Raw genomic sequence first — 21,532 nt, 5'->3', positions numbered from 1 at the left:
GGAGCCATGTTGCGGGAATGCGCTGATACCAACAGTTTTAATGGATCGACCAAGCCTATAGGCAGCAGGCACGACGATCAGCCCTCATGGTGAAGAGGCCCAAAGGCCGTCTTGAACCACGAGGGCGGGTGGCGGCTCACAACCTTAGAAATTCTGGAACAACTGCCTGACCGTATCATAAGTCGCATTGGCGATGTTCAGCGATTGCAGACCGAGCTGCTGCTGCGTCTGCAACGCTTTGAGCTTGCTTGACTCTTCCTCCATATCGGCATCGACGAGCCGGCCGATTCCGGCGGTGTTATTGTCGTGCAGTTTCGAGGCGAAATCGTTCTGCAGGTTGATGCGTTTCTCCAGCGCGCCGAAGGCCGAACCGACAGTCGTCAACTGCGTCAGCGCGGCATCGACGACACTGATCATTTCGCCGATCTGTCCCTGCGTCGTGGCGTCCGAAAGCGAGATCACCACTTGCCCGGTAGTGGTGCCGTTCTTGCTTTCCATCAGCACATAATTCTGCGAGGCGCCGAGCTCGGTGGCGAAATAGGCCGATGTCAGCACACCGTATTCGCCAGAACCGGTGGCGCGGTCGTCGATCAAATAGCGCGCGTCCTTGGAGCTCGTCGCTCCCACCGGCGTGTTGTCGATATGATAGCTCTGCATACCGACCGAGACCGTCCCGTCCGCATTGCGGATGAAGGAGGCCGGGATCTGGCGCGGCTGCGTCGGTGTCGCGTCATTGTTGAGGATCACCCAATTGTCGCTGTTGAAGGTCGCCGATTCCGAAACGCTGCGCAGTTGCTCCTGCAGCTGTTTGATCTCTTCGTTGACCTTGTTCTTGTCGACGCCGTCTTCGGTCGCGGCAACCAGCTTGGCCTTGATCTCGGAGACGACGTCGATGACGTTCTCGACGCCGGTATAGGCTGTGCCCATCGTCGCCGCCGCCATGCCGAGCGCATCCTGGATCGCCGAAACAGCCTTGTTGTCGGTGCGCGCGGTGGTGGCGACCGACCAATAGGCACCATTATCTGCGGCTTTTGCGACACGCATGCCGGTCGTGATGTGGTTTTGCGTGACCGTCATATTCCGATTGATATCGCGCAGCACATGAAGCGCCGCGTCCACGGAGACGCGCTGATAAATACTCACGGGAACTAAACTCCAAAACGCAAACAAAACGCAAACTGCACAAGAATGAACCGTTGCCGCGCGGACATTCATGTCCGGGGGCGCTGGAAACTCCAGCGCGATGCAGCCTTCAAGAAACGAAGAAGACCAGCCGGTTGCTGGTCACGATCATTGCCGTTTATGCTTAACAAACGGCTAAACTTCAGAAGTAATTTATCTTATTTCGCAAGGTTTCATACACCATAAGAAACGCCGCCGAATGGCGATCCGGCGGCGAGGTCAATTCGGAAATAAGTCTATTCGGCGGCCTGCAACTGCTCATCATCCGGCACGGCGCGTGGCCGCGTGGCGACCGCCATCTCCTCGTGAAGCCGCGCTTCCTCATGAGCGTGTGGCTTGCCGAAGCGGGCAAGCAGCAGATAAGCGACCGGGGTGATGAACAGCGTCACCAGCGTCGCGAAGCCGAGACCGCCGACGATCACCCAGCCGAGTGCCACGCGCGCTTCGGCGCCGGCACCATGAGCAAAAACCAGCGGCACGCCGCCGAGGATGGTGGCGATCATCGTCATCATCACAGGGCGAAGGCGCAACGCGCAGGCCTTTTCGATCGACGAGCGCACATCCTGGCCCCGGTCGCGCAGCTGATTGGCGAATTCGACGATCAGAATGCCGTTCTTCGCCATGACGCCGACCAACAGCACCAGGCCGATCTGGCTGTAGATATTGAGGCTGGAGCCGGTGATGATGAGCGCGAAGACGGCGCAGGCAAGGCCGAGCGGCACCGTCGACATGATGATCAGCGAGGACAGCACGCTTTCGAACTGCGCTGCCAGCACCAGGAAGATGATGACGATGGCGAAACCGAAGGTCAGCGCCATACCGCTTGAATTCTCCTCCAGCGTCGCGGCTTCGGCAAGCGGCAGCAGGCGTGCACCTGCCGGCAGCAGCGGCTGCGCAAGCTCGGTTACCTGCTTGACCGCGTCGCCGAGCGACATGCCATTCTTCAGGCCGGCGGTGATCGCGACGGAGGCGAGCTGCTGCTCGCGGTTGAGCTGCGGCGCAACAGAACCTTCCTTCATCGTGGCGATGACCGACATCGGCACGATCTTACCGTCGCCGGTTTTCAGGAACACGTTTTCAAGGTCAGTCGGATCGTCGATCGGCCGCGTCGTCGAAGTCAAAAGCACGGGATAAGACTCGCCGTCGACAAACACGTCGACCACCGAACGCCCTTCGAGCAGCGACTGGATCGCCGTCGAAAGCCCCGTAATGTCGATGCCGAGATCGGAGGCACGCTCGCGGTCGATCGCCACCGACACCTGCGCCTGGCTCGGTTCGTTGGTCAGGCGCGGCGTATCATATTGGCCGGTGGCGTCGAGCGCCTGCACCAGCTTGGCGGCGGCCGCCGTCAGCGCCTCGTGATCATTGCCGATCAGCGCCATCTGCACGCCGCTGCCTGCGCCGCGGATGCGCAGGCTGTTCGATGAGATAGCATTGCCGCGTAGCGCCGGCACCCTGGAGGCCGCTTGGTTGATATCGCCGACGATCTCCGCCTGCGTCCTCTGGCGCTCTCCCCAGGGGGCAAGCGTCAGCACCATGAAGCCGCTATTCAGCGAACCGCCCTGGCCGGAAATCGAGAAGACGTTGCGAATGTCGCCGCTGTCGACCAGCGGCTGCAGATATTCCTCGACGAGCTGCATCTTGTCGCGGGTATATTCGAGGCTCGATCCCTGCGGCGTCGTCAGCCGCATCATCACCATCGACCGGTCCTCTTCGGGCGTCAGCTCACTCTTGACCGTCGAGAAGGCGACGAGCGCCGCACCGGCAAAGATCACCGAAAACAGGATAACGACGAAGGGCGCGTTGAGGCAGCCGTGCAGCGCCCATTTATAGAGGCGGGCAAGCGCTCCGCCGAGACGGCCGAGCGCACCGTGATCCTCGATCATCGGCTTCGTCAGCATGCGCGAGGCCAGCATCGGGCAGAGCGTCAGCGCCACGATCGACGACAGGCCGACGGAGAAGGCGAGCACGAAGCCGAATTCACGAAAGAGGCCACCGACCTGTCCCGGCAGGAAGGAGAGCGGGATGAACACCGCTGCGAGCGTCGCGGTCGTCGCAACAACAGCGAAGAACACCTCACGCGTTCCAAGCACTGCAGCCGCCCGCGGCCCCATGCCTTCGGCTCGCCGCCGCACGATGTTTTCGAGCACCACGATCGCATCGTCGACGACGAGGCCGGTCGCCAGCACGATCGCCAGCAGCGTCAGGATGTTGATCGAGAAACCGACCATGTAGATCGCCGCCAGCGTGCCGATCAGCGCCACCGGCATGCTGACCGCCGGGATCAGCGTCGCTCGCCAGTCGCGCAGGAAGAGATAGATGACGGCGGTAACGATGACGGCGGCGAGCAGCAGCGCCAGCACCACTTCGTGGATCGCGCCCTGGATGAAGACGGCGTCGTCGCTGGTGATCGCGATCGTCGTGCCCTCGGGCAGCGTCTTCGACAATTGCTCGACGGCGGCCTTGATGCCGGTCGAGATGTTCAGCGTGTTGGATTGCGCCTGGCGGATGATGCCGAGGCCGATGCCCGGCTTGCCGTTCGATCGCAGCGCGGTTTCCCCGTCGCGCGGCCCGAGCGTCACCGTCGCGACGTCGCCGAGCCGGACGCGATCCTGCAGCATGACGCTGGAAAAATCCGCCGGCGTCTGCAGATTGGCGGTGGCGCGCACCACGATATCCTGGGTACTGCTCTTCAGCGATCCCGCCGGCACGTCGAGTGCGGCATTGTCGAGCGCTTTGGTCAAGTCGCCGATGGTCAGCCCGCGGCTCGCCAAAGCGCCCTGGTCGACATCGACGCGGAAGACCTTCTCCTGATCGCCATATTCCTCGACGTCGGCGACGCCATCAACGGAGGCAAGGCGATCGATCACCTCGTTTTCGACGAGCTGCGTCAGATCGTCCATATTGAGCTTGGTGGAGGTGACGGCAAGGCGCATGATCGCCGAGGAATCCGAATCCGCCTTGACGATCTGCGGTGCATCCGCCTCATCAGGCAGGTTCTGGGTGATGCGGCCGATCGCGTCGCGCACGTCGTTGGCAGCGACCGCAAGATCGATCGCATCCGAGAATTCGAGTGTCACCCGGCTCTGGCCGAAGGAAGAGGTGGACGAGATCGATTTCAGGCCGCTGACGCGCGCGACCGCGCCCTCGATCACCTTGGTCAGTTCTTGATCGATCGTCTGCGGCGATGCGCCGTCGAAGGTCGTGCGCACAGTGACGACGGGACGATCGACATCCGGCAGTTCGCGCACCTCGACGCCGACGTAAGCGGCAAGGCCGGCGACGACCATCAGCGTATTGAATACCAGTGCCAGGATCGGCCGGCGGACGAAAAGCGCGGTGAAGCTCTGCTTGCCCGAGGCCCTGTCCTGATGAATCTCGGTCACACTCATTGCGTGGCGACCTCACCATTCGAGGCCACGTCAGCGGAAACGCGCACCGCCCCGCCCTCACGCACGCGCTGCAGGCCTTGCGTCACGATCTTGTCGCCGTCCTTGAGATCGGCTTTGACGAGCACGAAATCCGGGTTGCGCTGCACGACGCTGACCCGCACCTTATGCGACTTGTCGTCGTTGACCAGCCACACGAACGACCCCTGCGAATCCCACTGCACGGACTGCGGATCGACCGCCGGATATTTGTCACCGGGGAATTTCATGCTGACACTGAAGGACATGCCGGCGCGCAGCTCGTCGGAAGAGTTGTCGATCCGGGCGCGCAGGCGTAGCGTGCGGCTCGCCGCATCGATGCGGTTGTCGACAGCTTCGACTTCCCCGGAAAACACCTGCCCAGGTTTTGCGACCGACATCGCCTCGACCGGCTGGCCGACCGACACCGTGTTGGCAAAGCGCTCAGGCACCCAGAAGTCGACGAGGATTTCCGAACGGTCGTCGAGTGTGACGATCGGGATGCTCGTCGTGACATTGTCGCCGATATTGACCGGCACGATGCCGACGATACCGTCGATCGGCGCAACAATGTTGCGCCGTGCGAGATTGAGCTCGGCGGCCTGCAGCTGCAGCCGGGCGCCCTGCTCGGCGATCTCGGAATCGAACACGTCCATGCGCGACACGCTGGACTTGATGTTGTGATAGAGATTGGATTTCTCGACGGCGGCCTTGACCGCAACGTCAGCCTGACCGCGGGCAATCACCTGCTCCTCGCTGTCGAGCTTGGCGAGCACCTGGCCGGCCTTCACCCTGTCGCCCGACTTGATGAGGATTTCACGGATCGTCCCCGATGCCTGCGGCGTGACCGCGACCGAGCGGATCGCGTCACCCGTCCCGATGGCGTTCAGCCGGTCGTTGACGACACCCTGGACGACCGCCTGCGTCGCGACGAGAATAGCGCCGTTGCGCCCGCCGCCATTGCGGCGGTTCTCGCCCTGTCCCTGGCTCCCCTGTCCCTGGCCTTGACCCTCGCCACGTTGCTGGCCTTGCGACCGGGCGGGAGCGTCGGCAACCGCCGTCTGCTCGGCCTTCGGCGCGATCCTGGAAACGATGCCGTCTGGAATACCCGCATCTCGCATCATATCGCCGGCGCCCGGGACAAAGAAAACCCACGCGGCAAAGCCGGCAACAATAACGATGAGCGAAAGTATAAACTGCTTCCAAAAGGCCATTCACGTCTCCGGAGGGACTCGAGGTTGGACCAGGCTCGGTCGAAAGAGGCGCTGCGGGATGACGGTCCCGTCTGATGCGACAATATCGCGCGTTTACAGCGTACCGGCAAGCATAAGCAGCCGGCATTACCGATTTGTAATATCAGCAAAGAATGGAAATAACCCGGCCGCTCACTTTTGCTTGAACGAACACTCGCCGTGTCTTCAACACCGCCGATTGGCGGCCAAGGCGCCATGCAAAATCTCTGCCGATGCGGCCTAAATGTCTACCGCCTCATCGACCATCGCAAGCCCATGACGGCCGCAATTCCCAATATCGGCCACACCGCCCAGAACTGTCCCGTCCAGGTGAAGAGGTTGATGCCGGCAATGCCGAGCGCCACGATCGCCAGCGAGGTGATCTTCCGGTTGAACAGGGTCTGATTGCGATTCCAGGCAAACGCCGCGACGACGGCGAGCGCAAGCACCGGAAAGCGCGCCCAGAAAACGCCCTGCCACGATAAAAGATTGATGCCGATCAGTACAGCCGCGATGACCCCGAGCACAGCGAACAGCCTGCGTCGCCCAGTTACCGGGCTTGCTTCGGTAATTTGAGCCGCGGGCTGCGGCCGCGGGGGGCCTGGTCGTCGAGGCGGCGGCGTCTCATCCTTGGCATCGCCGATCTTCACCGCGTAGCTCGGCACGCCTTCATCGACATTCTTCACCATCAGCGGCCCGAGAAACTCAAAACCGACCGCGACCTTGTTGCGGACTTGGTCGTAGACGGTGCTTGAGATGACGATGCCGCCGGCCGAAGCCGAAGCCTGCAGCCGTGCGGCGATATTGACGCCGTCGCCGTAGATGTCGTCGTCTTCGACGATCACATCGCCGAGATTGATACCGATGCGGAACAGCATACGTCCGTCTTCCGGGCGACGGGCGTTGAAACCAGCAAGTTCGTTCTGGGTATCGACGGCGGCGCGCACCGCCTCGACCACGCTTGGGAAATCGGCGATCAGCCCGTCGCCCCAGGTGTTGACGACACGGCCGCCATGGCTTTCGATCAGGCGTCCCATCGCTTCGCGGCAACGCTTCAGCGCCGCAAGAGTCCCTTCCTCGTCGGCCCCCATCAGCCTGGTATAGTCCTGCACGTCAGCACAGAAGATCGTCGTCAGCTTGCGCCGCGTTTCACTCATGGTCTCTCGTCTCCGCGCTGTCTGCTCCCGCAAGGTCGCTGCAAACGTGGAATGTGGGTGAGTGATGGGCGATTGCAGCGGCGGTAAGTTACTAAGCCTTTGTCTTCGTTACCATCGATAATTGCACACTATCGATGGTAACAAGCACGGCCTGGAGAAAGATCGATGATCATTGAACGATCTTGCGCGGGCTCGCCGTGTGCTCTCTCGCCACGCTGTTCGAACTATCGATTTCCTGAAGCAACACGTCGTAGCCCCAGAGATCGGCGAGGTGCTGCAGGACAGCCCTCGTGTCGGCTTCCTGGAGATAGCTGCCGCTCATCATGATATGTTGCAGCAGCAGGCGGCGGTCACCCGCGAGGTCGACATCGACGATATCGATTGCCGGATCGGTCCAGCCGATATCGTATTCGCGGGAAAGCTGGCGGCGGATGCGCAGATATCCGCGCTCATTGTGGATCGCCGAAACCAGCACACCCTCGGTCTGTTCCGGATCGTCGTAGAGGTGGAACAGCCGCAACTGGCGGATCAGGTTCGGGCTGAGGAATTGACTGATGAAACTCTCGTCCCGGTAATTGGCCCAGATGTCGCGCAGGACAGACATCGCATCGCCGCGGCCGGCGATATCGGGAAACCATGCGCGGTCTTCGTCCGCCGGCTTCGTGACGATCCTCTCGATATCCTGCATCATCGCAAAACCGAGCGCATAGGGGTTGAAGCCCGAGAACCGGCGATCATCGTAGCTCGGCTGGAACACGACGTTGGAGTGCGACTTCAAGAATTCGAGAAAGTTTCCGTCGCTGATCTGCCCCCGCTCGTGAAGCCGGTTCATGATCTGGTAATGGACGAAGGTCGCAGTCCCCTCATTCATCACCTTGGTCTGCCGCTGGGGATGGAAATATTGGGCGACATGGCGGACGATGCGAAGGATCTCACGCTGCCAAGGCTGCAGCCGCGGCGCAGTTTTCTCAAGAAAATAGAGGATGTTGTCCTGCGGAAGACCCAGTGCAGCGCGGCGCTTTTCCAAGCCGCCGTCGCTCGTCTTCTTGGCCTTGCCGACCGGAACCGTACGCCACAGATCGTTGAACATCTGCTCCTCGTGGGCACGGCGCTCCTGCTGCCGCTTCTCCTCCTGGCGAAGGTCGATGGTGGTCTTGCCCGCATAGCGATGCACCCCGTGCGACATCAGCGCATGCGCCGCATCGAGCGTCCGCTCGACGGCCGTCTCGCCGTAACGCTCTTCGCAGCGGGTGATATAACCTTTGGCGAAATCGAGGTAATCGAGGATCCCTTCCGCATCGGTCCAAAGCTTGAAGAGATAGTTGTTCTTGAAGAAATGATTGTGGCCGAAAGCCGCGTGCGCGGTGACGAGCGTTTGCATCGTCGCCGTATTCTCCTCCATCAGATAGGAGATGCAGGGAGAGCTGTTGATGACGATCTCATAGGCGAGGTCGCGCATACCGCGGCGGTAGAAGGCTTCGTGATGCGCGAAGTGTTTGCCGAACGACCAGTGGCGGTAAAACAGCGGCATGCCGGTCGAGGAGTAGGCATCGAGCATCTGCTCCGAGGTGATGACTTCGATCTGGTTCGGATAGACGTCGAGGCCGAGTTCGCCGAGCGCGATTTCCTCGCAGGCGTCGTGGATGCGCTGGAGCGTCGAAAAGTCCCAGTCGGCCCCCTCGAACAACAGCCGCTCTCTTGGCCTCATCGTCGTATTCATGGCGTCACCCTCGACTGTGCGTCACGCTTCTGGAAGAGATCGTGGAAAACCGGGAATATTTCGCTTCGCCGGCAGACCTTGCGCATCGAAAGCGGCAGCAGCTCGGAGCGGATCCCGTCATAGAGCATCCATAGCGGTGAACGCGATACCGAAGAGTCACCGCCTTCTTCGCCGACTTCGATATAGGCGAAATACTGGCACAGCGGCAAAATCTCGCGCAGCAGCTGCCCGCTCAGGTTTCCGTCCGAATGGGCGTTGTCGCCGTCCGAGGCCTGGGCGCCATAGATGTTCCACTCTGCCGGATCGAAACGCGCCGCGATGATGCCGCGCATGGCCGCAAGGGCGCTGGAAACCAGCGTGCCGCCGGTCGCCGGACCATAGAAGAAGGTTTCCTCGTCGACTTCCTCGGCCTTGTCGGTATGGCGGATGAAGACGATCTCGACCTTCTTGTAGCGCTTCGACAGGAAGAGATAGAGCAACAGGTAGAACCGTTTCGCAAGGTCCTTCATGTGTTCCGACATCGAGCCGGAGACGTCCATAAGGCAGAACATCACCGCTTTGGCCACGGGTTTCGGCTCGTTCTCGAAACGGCGGTACCGTACATCCAGCGGATCGATATAGGGAATGCGGCGGCTTTTTTCCGTGAGGGATTTGAGTTTCGCCTCGAGCGCTAGGCGGCTCTCGTCGTCTTCGCATTCTACGATCTGCCGCTGCAGCGCTTCGATCTCTTCGCGGCGCGGCCGGTGAAGCGCGACGCGGCGCATCATCGCTAGCCGCGTCGTGCGGCCAACGGCAATGTTGGACGGCGATCCGGACACGGAATAGCCGGCCCGCAGCGGCGTTTCCTCTTCGGTTTCGGCTAGACGCCGTTTGGCAAGATCGGGCAGTTCCAGGTCGTCGAGGAATACGTCGAGGAATTCCTCGCGCGTCAGCACGAAACGGAAACCGTCCTCACCATCGCCCTCGCCCGCATCTTTTGGCTTGCCACCCCTGCCGCCCGGCGGGCGCGGAATGATATCGCCTTCGACGAACGCTCTGTTTCCCGGCAGGATGTGATCGGCGGTGCCGCCCTCGCCTTTGCGAAGGCTCGGTTCGGCCATTCCGTCGATCGGCAGGCTGATCTCCCCGCCGTCGAGTACATCGCGGATGTTGCGGTTTTGCAGAGAACGTTTGACCGCCTGCTGCACGGCGCCTTTCATGCGCCGAAGAAACCGTTGCCGATTTTCCAGACTTTTACCGCGCGGATTTAGCCGACGGTCGACAATGTGCATGGTGGCTCCGCATTAACTTGCCTGTTTGACGCGCATGTACCATTCGACGAGGCGCCGAACCTGCCTCTCCGTGTAACCCCGCGCGGCCATGCGCGAGACGAATTCGCTGTGCTTCTTTTCTGTTTCCGAATCCTTCTTCGATCCGAAGGAAATGACCGGCAAAAGATCCTCGACCTGCGAGAACATACGCTTCTCGATCACTTCCCGGATCTTCTCGTAGCTCGTCCAAGACGGATTTTTTCCGCCGTTGGCTGCCCGCGACCTCAACGAGAATTTGACGATTTCGTTGCGGAAATCCTTCGGATTGGCAATTCCCGCCGGCTTTTCGATTTTCGTCAGTTCCTGGTTGAGGAGCTCGCGATCGAGAAGCTGACCGGTATCGGGATCCTTGAAGTCCACGTCTTCGATCCAGGCATCGGCATAGTCGACATAGCGGTCGAACAGGTTCTGTCCGTAGTCCGCATAGGATTCAAGATAAGCCTTCTGAATCTCATTGCCAATGAACTCTGCGTAGCGTGGCGCAAGATCGGCCTTGATGAATTCCAGATAGCGCTTCTCGACATCGTCGGAAAACTGCTCGCGGCGGATCGCCTGTTCCAGCACATACATCAGATGCACAGGGTCGGCGCCGATATCCGTGGTGTCGTGATTGAAGGTGGAGGCGAGCACCTTGAAGGCAAAGCGTGTCGATATGCCGTCCATGCCCTCGTCGATGCCGGCCGCATCCCGGTATTCCTGAACGCTGCGGGCGCGCGGATCGGTTTCTTTCAGGCTCTCGCCGTCATAAGTGCGCATCTTCGAGAAGAATGTCGAGTTCTCATGCTTGCGCAGGCGTGAAAGCACCGAAAAACGGGCCAGCATTTCGAGCGTTGCCGGAGCGCACGGCGTATCCGCGAGTTCCGACCCTTCGATCAGTTTCTCGTAGATCTTTTGCTCTTCCATCACCCGGAGGCAATAGGGCACCTTGATCACACAGATGCGGTCGATGAAGGCCTCATTGTTCTTGTTGGCCTTGAAGGTCTGCCACTCCGCTTCGTTCGAATGTGCGAGGACGATGCCGGAGAAGGGTATGGCGCCGATATTTTCGGAGCCGATGTAATTGCCCTCCTGCGTCGCCGTCAGCAGCGGATGCAGCATCTTGATCGGTGCCTTGAACATTTCGACGAATTCAAGCACGCCCTGATTGGCGCGGTTGAGCCCGCCCGAATAGCTGTAGGCATCGGGATCGTTCTGGGAGTAGGTCTCAAGCTTGCGGATGTCGACCTTGCCGACCAGCGACGAGATATCCTGATTGTTCTCGTCTCCGGGCTCGGTCTTGGCGATGGCGATCTGGCGCAATCGCGAAGGCTGAATTCTGACGACGCGGAAGCGGGAAATGTCGCCGCCGAAGTCGTCGAGCCGCTTCAGGCACCACGGGCTCATCAGCCCGTTCAGGCGCCGCAGCGGGATGCCGTATTGCTCTTGGAGCAGCGACCCCATCGTCTCCGGATCGAAGAGGTTGAGCGGGCTTTCGAAAACAGGGCTGATTTCGTCGCCCGCCTTCAGCACGTAGATCGGATGAACCTCCATCAGCAGCTTCAGCCGCTCCGCCAAGGACGACTTGCCGCCGCCGACCGGGCCGAGGAGGTAGAGGATCTGCTTGCGCTCCTCGAGCCCCTGTGCCGCGTGACGGAAGAAGGAAACGATGCGTTCGATCGTCTCTTCCATGCCGTGGAAACCGGCAAAGGCCGGGTAGATCCGGATGGTCCTGTTCATGAAGATTCGGCCAAGCCGCGCATCTCTCGCAGTGTCGACCATCTGCGGCTCGCCAATCGCGGCGAGCAGGCGCTCGGTCGCATTGGCATAGGCGATCGGGTCTTTTTTGCAGAGATCGAGATACTCAGCCACCGACATATCGGTTTCGCGGCGCGCTTCGTAACTGCGCGTAAACGCATCGAATACGGATTCGTTCAGCATGGGCCCTCCAGTAAGGTTCTGCCGCAGGCTCAAAGTCGTATAACCATCGAGATGGCTACGACGTTCCTAAGAATCAATAATTTCGTAGCTATATTCGACGCTCACCGGCTGTTTCTTGCAACGCACAAAAACGTGCATGCACCGGTTATTTTTACTCTACGAAACTGTTTCTCATTATAGTTGAAAAAAGCACCCGTGCGGTATCAGCACATTTCGCGACGTGACAGAAAGATGAAAAGGGTGTGCAATGTCGCCCGTGATTCGAGTTCCGGAAAAATCGACGATTGGCAGCCAAATCTGCACAGAGTCGGTGCTGGACAGCATGTGCCGGTTGGCACCCGACATGGCGGAAACGGCCGCATGCCGGCCGTGAGCCAAGCGTTCGAATCATTCGCCGCCAGCACAATTCAGCCGTTGAATGCCTTCTCCAGCCCGGCGACATCGATCTTGACCATGCCGAGCATCACCTCGGTCACGCGCCTGGCCCGCTCGCGGTCGCCGTGGTCGATCATCTCGGAAAGCATGCGCGGCACGATCTGCCAGGATAGGCCCCAGCGATCTTTCAGCCAGCCGCAGGCCTCCGGCGTGCCGCCATTGGCGAGGAATGCTTCCCAGACCCGATCGATCTCGGCCTGGCTTTCCAAGAGGATCGCGATCGAGAAGGAATGGTTGAAGCTATCGAGCGGACCCGCCTTCATCGCCAGGAAGGCCTGATTGCCGAGCGTGAACTCGATCAGCTCGACGCTGCCGGGAGGCCCGCTCGGCGTTTCCGCCGGAAGAATGGTCGTGCGGCCAACCCTGGAATCCGGGATTATGGACACATAGAATTCGACGGCTTCGCGCGCTTCCTGCGCGAACCAGAGATTTGAAACGACCTTCGCCATGATGCAGCCTCCTTGTTGACGGTAGACCCGGACGATTGTCCGATGATCCAAGGACGCCCCGCCGACGCGGTTTCCGACAAGTGCGGCTGAAATTTTCCGTCGGGTTGCCTCTGTCCTATCAAGCAGCCTTGCCGCCATGCGTAAACCCCTTGGGATAGCGGCGGCTTGGGAATGAAAGCAGAACATCTTTTCTGGTCTTTCCTTCCCGAATCACTACATTACGCGCCATGAGCAATAGTTTCGACGATATTCCCTTCTTCGACGAAGAGCCGAGCGAGATGGCGCGCAAGCCGCAGCCGCCTGCCGCGCCCGCCGGAAGGGCGCCCGCCACCGGTGGCATTGCCGCCCGCGCCATGGCCGCCCGCGACGGCGGCAGCCGGCCGGATTATCTCTCCGGGCTGAACCCCGAACAGACCGAAGCCGTCGAAACCCTGGAAGGCCCGGTCCTCGTGCTTGCGGGCGCCGGCACCGGCAAGACTCGCGTGCTGACAACTCGCATCGCACATATCCTCAATACCGGCCGCGCCTTCCCCTCGCAGATCCTCGCCGTCACCTTCACCAATAAGGCGGCCCGCGAGATGAAGGAGCGCATCGCGTTGCTCGTCGGTGGCGCCGTCGAAGGCATGCCCTGGCTCGGCACCTTCCATTCTATCGGCGTCAAACTTCTGCGCCGCCACGGCGAGCTCGTCGGCCTGCGCTCCGATTTCACCATTCTCGATACCGACGACGTCGTCCGCCTGATCAAGCAGCTGATCCAGGCCGAAGGCCTCGACGACAAGCGCTGGCCGGCCAAGCAGTTCGCCGGCATGATCGACACCTGGAAGAACAAGGGTCTCGGCCCCGCCGATATCCCTGAGGGTGACGCGCGCGCCTTCGCCAACGGCCGCGGCCGCGATCTCTATTTCGCCTATCAGGCGCGCCTGACGACGCTGAACGCCTGCGACTTCGGCGACCTGCTGATGCATCCTATCGCGATCTTCCGCAAGAACCCCGATCTTCTGAAGGAATATCACGGCCGCTTCCGCTATATCCTCGTCGACGAGTACCAGGACACCAACACCGCTCAATATATGTGGCTCCGGCTCCTCGCCCAGCGCGCCAAGGGCGAGCCGCAGAACGTCTGCTGCGTCGGCGACGACGACCAGTCGATCTATGGCTGGCGCGGCGCCGAGGTCGACAACATCCTGCGCTTCGAGAAGGATTTCCCCGGCGCCAAAGTCATCAAGCTCGAGCGCAACTACCGCTCGACCGAACATATCCTCGGTGCCGCTGCCCATCTGATCGCCCATAATGAAGGGCGGCTCGGCAAGACACTGTTCACCGACCGCTCCGATCCGGACGACGTCAAGGTGCAGGTGCACGCCTCCTGGGATTCGGAGGAGGAAGCCCGCGCCATCGGCGAGGAAATCGAGCAGCTTCAGCGCGGCAAGCATCTGCTCAACGACATGGCGATTCTCGTGCGCGCCTCCTTCCAGATGCGCGAATTCGAAGACCGCTTCGTCACCCTTGGCCTCAACTATCGCGTCATCGGCGGCCCGCGCTTTTACGAGCGCCTGGAGATCCGCGACGCCATGGCCTATTTCCGCCTGGTCGCTCAAGCCTCCGATGACCTCGCCTTCGAGCGCATCATCAACACGCCGAAGCGGGGCCTCGGCGACACGACGGTGCGCGCGCTGCACGACTATGCGCGAGCCCGCGATATCCCCATGCTTGCGGCCGCCGCCGACATCATCGAAACGGATGAGCTGAAGCCGAAAGCGCGAAAAGCCCTCTTCGACGTGATTCAATCTTTCCGCCGATGGCAGGAACTGCTTGAAAACACACCGCATACCGAACTTGCCGAGCAGATCCTCGAAGAGTCCGGCTATACCGACATGTGGAAGAACGATAAGAGCGCCGAAGCGCCCGGCCGCCTAGAGAACCTCAAGGAACTGATCCGCTCGATGGAAAGCTTCGAGTCGATGCGCGGCTTTCTCGAACACGTCTCTCTCGTCATGGATGCCGAGACCAACGAGAACCTCGATGCCGTCTCGATCATGACGCTGCATTCGGCCAAGGGCCTCGAGTTCGACACCGTCTTCCTGCCCGGCTGGGAGGAAGGCCTCTTTCCGCATCAGCGCTCGCTCGATGAAAGCGGCCGCGCCGGCCTGGAGGAGGAACGCCGCCTCGCCTATGTCGGCATCACCCGTGCCAAGCACCGCTGCCACATCTGGTTCGTCTCCAACCGCCGTATCCACGGCCTCTGGCAATCAACCCTGCCCTCGCGTTTCCTCGACGAGCTGCCGGAAACCCATGTCGAGGTTGCCGAAATGGAGCAGAGCTATGGCGGTTACGCCCGCGGCGGCTACGGCCAATCCCGCTTCGACAAGGCGGAGCCCTTTGCCAATTCCTATTCCACGCCCGGCTGGAAACGCGCCCAGGCCAACAAGACCGATGCCACGCGCGACAATTGGGGCAGCCGCTCCGGCCACGCCGTCGAACGTATCGGCTATGGCGAAAGCGGCCCGAAGGGACGCACGATCGAAGGCGAGCTGGTGGCAAAATCCACCTCGTCGGAGCCTTCGCGTTTCACCCTCGGCGACCGCGTGTTCCACCTGAAATTCGGCAACGGCAACATCACCGGCATCGAAGGCAACAAGCTGACGATCGAGTTCGACCGAGCCGGGCAGAAGCGGGTGCTGGACGGGTTCGTCGAGCGCGTGTGATAATCACCTCTGCGCGACGCAAGACCCTTTACCCGAGCATCCGCATGCTGCCGAGCCCGAGAATATCGTTCATCAAGGCGATGCCCATCCCGATGGCCACGATCGACAATCCGATCAAGAAAAGTCGGCGCGACCGGTCATATTTGACGGCAAGCAGCGAGTCCCGCGCCAAGAGATCGGCAAACACCTTCACCTGAATAGCGATGCCGACGGTCAGGAACGACATCGGCAGCAGATCGACGCGGCTCCAGTTATTGGGATTGGAAACCCAGAGACTGATGAAATTGAGAGAGAAACCGAGGATGATCCCGGTCGCCGTCAGCGACCCGTTGCGGAACGTCGCATCGATCTTCTCGTTCGGCTCTGACTCGGACATGGTTTCGCTTCCGGCTTGGGTCTGAGCAAGAAAGGCAGAAATTGCGGCCGGGAGCAAGATCGGCCTCGCATCGCGCTTCCGCGCCCGGTGCAGAACTCCATCCGATCGAACCCATCTGTCTACAAAAACACAATAATTCCAAAAAGATATCTTTGGTAACCGAAAAGTTAACGTGTCAAAACGTCGCTTTGACGCTTGGCGCAAATCAGCTTAGCCCGGAACCTGCCCGTCCATGAAAGGCGGGCTTCACGACGAACTTTTCGAAGGAGGTTCAAGTGACCAGCGTTTCATCTCTCGGCAGCACATTATCCCAGTACCAGTCTCCGCTTTCCAGCCTCGACAAGAATGGTGACGGCGTCGTTTCGGCGGACGAACTCGCCGCCGCGTCGCAGTCCTCGTCATCCGGCGCGGCTGCGACATCAGCCGACGGTGACGACAGCAGCGCCGATATCGTCAAGAAGATCACCGCCGACATCCTGTCGCTGATGCTGTCCCTGCAAAAGACCGATGACAGCGACGATCAGGCTGATGGCAGCGATCAGAGCGACGACACCTCCAAGGGCGTTTTTGCCGCGATGGATAGCAATGGCGACGGCAAGTTGACCGAAGCCGAATTCCTCGCCGCTGATCCGAACAAGATCAGCACCTCAGGCGACAGCGATCCGCTGCTCACCAAAGTGCTGAGCGACATGCAGACGGCCCTCCAAGCCCATCGCAATACCTATGGCGCATCCCCTGCGGCAAGTGATTCCGTAGCCGACGCCGTGACCGCGGCATAGTTCGGCACGGGGTTCCGCCGGGGGAGCCTCGATCCGCCAGACGCAAAAGCGTCTTCCGCCTTCCCTTCCATTTCGACACGAGGGCCGTCGCAGGCTCTCGCGGTGATTGCATTAGCGTATTCTTTTTCAGCCACTTACTACCGCTAGTACCAGATTTAACACTTGCGCGTCGGCGCCTGGAAATCCACTAGTTGATGCGTTCAATATGCTTGGCGTCTTTACACTGGAATAAGCGAAGGGATTGGCCTTGATGAAAGCGCTGCTGCTCGTCGACATTCAGAATGGCTTCTGTCCGGGCGGCAATCTGCCGGTACCGGATGGCGATAAGGTGGTTCCTATCGCAAACAGTCTGATCGACAGCGGCAAATACGATCTGATCGTCGCCTCCCAGGATTGGCACCCGCCGGGCCATGGCAGTTTCGCCTCCGCCCATCCGGGTGCGGCACCTTTCGAGATGGGCGAACTGTCGGGCAAGCCGCAGATGATGTGGCCCGATCACTGCATTCAGGGCACGCTCGATGCCGAACTGCATCCCGTGCTGAAATCCGAAGAGATCGACCTGATCCAGCAGAAGGGCGAGGATCCCGACATCGACAGCTATTCCGCCTTCCGCGACAATGACCGCGATGCCTCGACCGGCCTTGCCGAATTCCTCGAGGGCCAGGCTGTCACCGATCTCGACGTCTGCGGGCTGGCGACCGACTATTGCGTCAAGTTCTCCGCGCTCGACGCGCTGGAGATGATCCCGGGTATCCGCGTCCGCTTCATCGAGGATGCAAGCCGCGGCATCACCCCCGAAGGCGTTGCCGCCGCCATCGACGAGATGCGCGCCCATGGCATCGCGATTATCGACAGCGCCGAAGTCCTGGACGGCTAACTGACGCTATAAAAGCGCGTCGCGATCGTTCAGATTCGCCCCCGGCACTTTGGCTCTTGTCTTTATGCATGTCGTTTTACGCGACAGGCTTTAAAAACAATGCGGGGAATGTCGGATTGGCGCACGCCGACCCGTCCTTGGCTATGAACACACCGACCATGGGAGTCGTGAGATGAGAAAGCTTGTGACCGCTGCCTTTGTCAGCCTGGACGGCGTAATGCAGGCGCCCGGCGCGCCTGAGGAGGATCCGACCGGCGGCTTCACCCTTGGCGGCTGGACCGTCAATTATTGGGACGAGGCGATGGGCCAGTTCATGGATGGGATCTTCACCGACCCCTTCGCACTGCTGCTCGGCCGCAAGACCTACGAGATCTTCGCCGCCCACTGGCCTTATGTCGGTGAAGACGATCCCATCGGTAAGGCCTTTAACGCCGCGACCAAATATGTCGCGACCACCTCGGCGGAGCCGCTCAGCTGGGAAAATTCCATTGCGTTGCGCAGCGATGCTGCCGCCGAAATCGCCCGGTTGAAACGGGAGGATGGCCCCGACATTCTCACCCAGGGCAGCAGCAGCCTTCTGCAAACACTGCTGGCGCACGACCTGATCGACGAACTCCGGCTTCTGACCTTCCCGGTGATCCTCGGCCCCGGCAAGCGCCTTTTCGGCCATGGCGCCAGACCGGAAGCACTGAAACTCACCGCCAACTCGGTATCGACCACGGGCGTCATCATGAGCGTCTACGAACGCGCCGGCGAGGTCGAACCCGGCAGCTTCGCCATGTCGGAGCCCTCGCAGGCCGAAATCGCGCGCCGGGAGCGGATGAAGCGGGAGGGCTGAGGAAGAGACTGCAGTCCAGTGTCTTACTTCATGACATAGGCATCGTAGGTCTCGTCGCTCCCGGCATCTGGGCCGAAGCGTTTGACGAGTTCTGTCGCACTCTGGAAAGCAGAGATATCCTCCGGCGTCAGGGACAACCGCCAAACATAGCTTTCACGCAAGGAGACGGGGGCCGTAATCTGGTCGAGCCGCCGCGAAAGAAGAATGACGACAGGCACCTGCTCACTCTGCTGCAATCGACGTGCCGTTTGCAGCATATCGGCAAGGCTGAGCGAAAGCCGCGCGTTGCGGGTATATCGCACGATGGCGCCGAACCGCTCCTCGCGCGGAAGATAGGTGCGATTGGAAAGATAATAGGGCAGCGCTTCCACGAGATAGTCGGGATCTGCCATGATGATCGCATCCTTGAGATCGGGGCGCGATTGAATGAACGCCCCGAAATCCCTGCTCCGGCTAAAGGGTATTTCGGCCACGAAGGCGCGATTGACCTTTTCGATACCGGACACGACCTGCAGCGCCAGTAATATCAGGAAGCACAGACGCCCGAACTTTACGCCGCTGCCGGTTGCCTTCATGCCGGCAACGTCCACTCCTTCACGCTGGAAGTTCGTGCTCAAGGCGGTCATCGCGATCATGAAAACCAGCCAGAGCGCCTGATGTCTGTATCCGCCGGGATAGACAAGCGTAAAAAGCAGCGAAAGCCCCAACAGAACAAGACCCGCTGCGATCATCGCCGGCCGCCTGTTCGCCAGCGACAACAGGCTGGCATAGACGAGCACGGACATCAGCGCTGTGAAAATGCGTGACGCCAGCGGATATGCCACGACCAATTCAAGGATGCAGTTGGGATAGAATTCCATAAAATGCGAACTGGGCGCAGCAAGAGCGCCAAGGGCAAGCAAAACGAAGTTCTTGCCACTGAGATCGTTCTGCCCCGTATCATTGAAGGTCGGATAGACCGTTACGAAACACAGGACAATTCCAACCGCGGCAATGGCGGCAGCTGTTGCAAAGGCCCGGTATTCCGTCAGAGGAGACCGCGGTCGCACCAGAATTAAATCGAAAAACCAATAGGCGAGGAAGCCGCCGACAAGGACGACCGAATGGACGTTGGAATTTGCCAGCAAGGCAAACAGCAGGCCGAGCAAGATCCCGTTGCGGGCTCCTTTCTCCCAGATCAGAACGATTAGGAAAATCACCAGCATGCTGATGCCGTAGTTTCGCGACATCGCGGCGTATTCGAAAATCGAAAAGCTGCCAAACAGCGACAGCAGCATGATGGGAAGCGGCAGTTTCAGCCTGAAAACAAGAAGATAGGCCGCGGCCGCCGCAATCGTCAGCGCGACAACCTTCAGAACGACGGGGGAGCCGACAACGACATAGGCGGCGCGCAGCAGGATATACCAGAGAGCTGGATGACCCTCGCCATGCAACTGGCGAAGCATATCGGCGAAATTGTCCCCCTGAAGGGCCAGCGACAATGCGCGAACCTCGTCACGCCAAACGGTTTCGGACCAGCAAAGAGCAGACGCCAGCGCAAGCCAAACCAAAAAGATCAACGGTTTGCCGAGCTTGGCGAAACGCGGTTCATCAACAACAGAGACAATCGAGGCCAAATGACACGCAAACCCGGTGAATGACAGCGTGACGACCATATCGGCCGTGACATAATTTGGCGTTAAATGTAGGCCGCCATTTGATTATCAGGCGCCAGAGGTTTTGCTCTCCCTCTCGAGAAGATGGATGTCCTCGGCTAGATCCTCCATTCTCTTCAACAAGGCAGCCTGGGCGTCTCTCAGCCCTCGATTGTAGAAGTACGGACCGGTCTCCTCGGCGAAGAAGTCGAGCAGGAATTCAGCCGGCAAGGCGCCAATAGGATCGAGCTCCCGGTCGAAATAAGCGCGAATGCGCGAAACGATCTCAGCCTTTTCGTCCTTGGAAAATTCGATCTTCTTCATGGTTTCCTCTTTGAATGCGACCGGGGCTGCGATGGTTCAGCGAAATCGATCGGTCAATCAATGAAATTCAATTGCCGCTGCAATCCATAGACCATAAGGGAAAGCTTGGATTCCAACAGGATAAGATGATCGCATGAATCGCGCCGACTTTGTTGAAGGTTTGCGGGGCGGCTCCGCCGTTGCGCTGGCGTCGGCGCCCTTCGGCGCTCTGTTCGGGGCGCTCGCGGTCGAAAACGGCCTGTCGCTTTCCGAGGTCGCCTTTATGAGCGCCACCGTCTATGCCGGCGCCAGCCAGATGGTCGGCATCGAGCTCTTCGGTCACAATGTCCATGCCTGGCTGATCGTGCTGTCGATCCTCGCCGTCAATTTCCGCCACGTGCTCTATTCGGCGGCCTTGGCGCGCTATATCGGCCATTTCACGCCGGTGCAGAAATTCCTCACCTTCTTCCTGCTCGTCGATCCGCAATTTGCCGAAGCGGTGAAGCGCAGCGAGGCCGGCAAACCGCTGACCTTCGCCTGGTATTTCGGCTTCGGCATCATCATCTATATCCCCTGGGTACTGATCAGCGTCATTGGCGGCATGCTCGGCGGCTTCATCGGTGATCCCAAGGCCATCGGCCTCGATATCCTGCTGCCGGCCTATTTCCTCGGCATCGTTCTCGGCTTCCGCAAGCGCGACAATTTCCTGCCCGTGGCGCTCGTCAGCGCGGTGGCTTCCGTGCTCGCCTATCGCTATGTCGGCTCGCCCTGGCATGTCAGCCTCGGCGCCGCTGCCGGCATCGTCCTTGCCGCCCTGCTGCCATTGCCGCCGCAGGAGCCCGATCTCGAAGCCGACGCCCTGCAATCCGAAGTGCATGAGGTCTGAGCCATGGAATTCGATCTTCACATGGCGCTCGTCATCCTCGCCGCCGCGGTCGCCACTTTCGCCACACGCATCGGCGGCTACATCCTCATCACCCGGATGAAGAGCATCCCGCCGCGCATGGAGGCGGCGCTGAATGCGGTGCCGGCCGCCGTGCTGACGACGCTGGTCGCACCTGCCTTTTTCATCGGCGGCTGGGACTCGAAGCTGGCGCTGATCGTCGCCCTCTTCGTCGGCCTGCGTTTCACCCATACGTGGATGCTGGTCGCCGCCTGGATCGCAGTGATGATCTGGCGTCATACCGCCGGCGTCTAAGGCCGGCATTCAG

General features: G+C 60.3%; 17 protein-coding genes. 6 read left to right on the top strand and 11 right to left on the bottom strand.

The genetic code is table 11. The annotated features are described in order from the left end of the window. Positions 1–144: 144 nt before the first annotated feature. The 8 genes from OS035_RS27345 to OS035_RS27310 all read right to left on the bottom strand — a co-directional run bounded on the left by OS035_RS27345 (position 145) and on the right by OS035_RS27310 (position 12,809). A complete protein-coding gene (locus OS035_RS27345) occupies positions 145–1,143 on the bottom strand; it encodes a flagellin N-terminal helical domain-containing protein (protein ID WP_331814263.1) in 999 nt (332 codons plus the stop codon). A 275-nt stretch (positions 1,144–1,418) separates the two neighbouring features. Next, entirely contained in the window at positions 1,419–4,574 is a 3,156-nt protein-coding gene (locus OS035_RS27340) for an efflux RND transporter permease subunit (RefSeq protein WP_097628274.1), read from the bottom strand. Further along, the gene (locus OS035_RS27335) at positions 4,571–5,803 is read right to left on the bottom strand and encodes an efflux RND transporter periplasmic adaptor subunit (RefSeq protein WP_097628273.1); all 1,233 of its coding nucleotides are present in this window, start codon (positions 5,801–5,803) and stop codon (positions 4,571–4,573) included. Before OS035_RS27335 ends, OS035_RS27340 begins: the two co-directional genes overlap by 4 nt. 266 nt (positions 5,804–6,069) lie before the next feature. Then, positions 6,070–6,978 (bottom strand): adenylate/guanylate cyclase domain-containing protein, encoded by a 909-nt coding sequence (locus OS035_RS27330; protein WP_183777640.1) that lies wholly within the window; start codon positions 6,976–6,978, stop codon positions 6,070–6,072. 169 nt (positions 6,979–7,147) lie between these two features. Further along, a complete protein-coding gene (locus OS035_RS27325) occupies positions 7,148–8,698 on the bottom strand; it encodes a SpoVR family protein (RefSeq protein WP_097628271.1) in 1,551 nt (516 codons plus the stop codon). Beyond that, positions 8,695–9,969 (bottom strand): YeaH/YhbH family protein, encoded by a 1,275-nt coding sequence (locus OS035_RS27320; RefSeq protein WP_097628270.1) that lies wholly within the window; start codon positions 9,967–9,969, stop codon positions 8,695–8,697. The genes OS035_RS27325 and OS035_RS27320 overlap by 4 nt, the downstream gene beginning before the upstream one ends. Before the next feature lie 12 nt (positions 9,970–9,981). After that, on the bottom strand, positions 9,982–11,925 hold the full coding sequence (locus OS035_RS27315; protein WP_003593409.1) for a PrkA family serine protein kinase: 1,944 nt from the start codon (positions 11,923–11,925) through the stop codon (positions 9,982–9,984). A 407-nt stretch (positions 11,926–12,332) separates the two neighbouring features. Further along, positions 12,333–12,809 carry a VOC family protein gene (locus tag OS035_RS27310; protein WP_097628269.1) on the bottom strand — a complete coding sequence of 159 codons (477 nt, stop codon included), beginning with the start codon at positions 12,807–12,809 and terminating at the stop codon, positions 12,333–12,335. 227 nt (positions 12,810–13,036) lie between these two features. Here OS035_RS27310 and OS035_RS27305 point away from each other — a divergent pair, with 227 nt between their 5' ends. Next, positions 13,037–15,514: an ATP-dependent helicase gene (locus OS035_RS27305; protein WP_097628268.1), complete on the top strand. Its 2,478-nt coding sequence runs from the start codon at positions 13,037–13,039 to the stop codon at positions 15,512–15,514. A gap of 28 nt (positions 15,515–15,542) precedes the next feature. Here the strand turns inward: OS035_RS27305 and OS035_RS27300 are convergent, their stop codons facing one another. Beyond that, positions 15,543–15,890: a hypothetical protein gene (locus OS035_RS27300; protein WP_097628267.1), complete on the bottom strand. Its 348-nt coding sequence runs from the start codon at positions 15,888–15,890 to the stop codon at positions 15,543–15,545. A 275-nt stretch (positions 15,891–16,165) separates the two neighbouring features. Here OS035_RS27300 and OS035_RS27295 point away from each other — a divergent pair, with 275 nt between their 5' ends. From OS035_RS27295 to OS035_RS27285, 3 genes are all read left to right on the top strand, one after another. Next, entirely contained in the window at positions 16,166–16,669 is a 504-nt protein-coding gene (locus tag OS035_RS27295) for an EF-hand domain-containing protein (RefSeq protein ID WP_097628266.1), read from the top strand. 250 nt (positions 16,670–16,919) lie between these two features. Next, entirely contained in the window at positions 16,920–17,546 is a 627-nt protein-coding gene (gene pncA / locus OS035_RS27290; RefSeq protein WP_097628265.1) for a bifunctional nicotinamidase/pyrazinamidase, read from the top strand. Between the two features lie 172 nt (positions 17,547–17,718). Continuing rightward, positions 17,719–18,384: a dihydrofolate reductase family protein gene (locus OS035_RS27285; RefSeq protein WP_097628264.1), complete on the top strand. Its 666-nt coding sequence runs from the start codon at positions 17,719–17,721 to the stop codon at positions 18,382–18,384. Positions 18,385–18,407: 23 nt separating this feature from the next. Here the strand turns inward: OS035_RS27285 and OS035_RS27280 are convergent, their stop codons facing one another. Beyond that, on the bottom strand, positions 18,408–20,000 hold the full coding sequence (locus OS035_RS27280; RefSeq protein ID WP_097628317.1) for a hypothetical protein: 1,593 nt from the start codon (positions 19,998–20,000) through the stop codon (positions 18,408–18,410). An 87-nt stretch (positions 20,001–20,087) separates the two neighbouring features. Continuing rightward, positions 20,088–20,342: a DUF2164 domain-containing protein gene (locus OS035_RS27275; protein ID WP_097628263.1), complete on the bottom strand. Its 255-nt coding sequence runs from the start codon at positions 20,340–20,342 to the stop codon at positions 20,088–20,090. A gap of 133 nt (positions 20,343–20,475) precedes the next feature. Here OS035_RS27275 and OS035_RS27270 point away from each other — a divergent pair, with 133 nt between their 5' ends. Further along, entirely contained in the window at positions 20,476–21,207 is a 732-nt protein-coding gene (locus tag OS035_RS27270; protein WP_097628262.1) for an AzlC family ABC transporter permease, read from the top strand. Positions 21,208–21,210: 3 nt separating this feature from the next. Continuing rightward, a complete protein-coding gene (locus OS035_RS27265) occupies positions 21,211–21,519 on the top strand; it encodes an AzlD family protein (RefSeq protein ID WP_097628261.1) in 309 nt (102 codons plus the stop codon). The last annotated feature ends 13 nt before the right edge of the window (positions 21,520–21,532 follow it).

Origin of the sequence: Rhizobium sp. 268, assembly GCF_036571585.1 — a bacterium.
GTDB lineage: Bacteria > Pseudomonadota > Alphaproteobacteria > Rhizobiales > Rhizobiaceae > Rhizobium > Rhizobium redzepovicii.
The sequence above is the reverse complement of the archived record's forward strand: the minus strand, read 5'-3'. Positions and strand labels throughout refer to the sequence as shown.

Coding starts and splice junctions, on each gene's coding strand:
- OS035_RS27325 (WP_097628271.1), bottom strand. CDS start 8,698: ATGAATACGACGATGAGGCCAAGAGAGCGGCTGTTGTTCGAGGGGGCC.
- OS035_RS27310 (WP_097628269.1), bottom strand. CDS start 12,809: ATGGCGAAGGTCGTTTCAAATCTCTGGTTCGCGCAGGAAGCGCGCGAA.
- OS035_RS27315 (WP_003593409.1), bottom strand. CDS start 11,925: ATGCTGAACGAATCCGTATTCGATGCGTTTACGCGCAGTTACGAAGCG.
- OS035_RS27340 (WP_097628274.1), bottom strand. CDS start 4,574: ATGAGTGTGACCGAGATTCATCAGGACAGGGCCTCGGGCAAGCAGAGC.
- OS035_RS27330 (WP_183777640.1), bottom strand. CDS start 6,978: ATGAGTGAAACGCGGCGCAAGCTGACGACGATCTTCTGTGCTGACGTG.
- OS035_RS27300 (WP_097628267.1), bottom strand. CDS start 15,890: ATGTCCGAGTCAGAGCCGAACGAGAAGATCGATGCGACGTTCCGCAAC.
- OS035_RS27320 (WP_097628270.1), bottom strand. CDS start 9,969: ATGCACATTGTCGACCGTCGGCTAAATCCGCGCGGTAAAAGTCTGGAA.
- pncA (WP_097628265.1), top strand. CDS start 16,920: ATGAAAGCGCTGCTGCTCGTCGACATTCAGAATGGCTTCTGTCCGGGC.
- OS035_RS27270 (WP_097628262.1), top strand. CDS start 20,476: ATGAATCGCGCCGACTTTGTTGAAGGTTTGCGGGGCGGCTCCGCCGTT.
- OS035_RS27265 (WP_097628261.1), top strand. CDS start 21,211: ATGGAATTCGATCTTCACATGGCGCTCGTCATCCTCGCCGCCGCGGTC.
- OS035_RS27285 (WP_097628264.1), top strand. CDS start 17,719: ATGAGAAAGCTTGTGACCGCTGCCTTTGTCAGCCTGGACGGCGTAATG.
- OS035_RS27305 (WP_097628268.1), top strand. CDS start 13,037: ATGAGCAATAGTTTCGACGATATTCCCTTCTTCGACGAAGAGCCGAGC.
- OS035_RS27275 (WP_097628263.1), bottom strand. CDS start 20,342: ATGAAGAAGATCGAATTTTCCAAGGACGAAAAGGCTGAGATCGTTTCG.
- OS035_RS27335 (WP_097628273.1), bottom strand. CDS start 5,803: ATGGCCTTTTGGAAGCAGTTTATACTTTCGCTCATCGTTATTGTTGCC.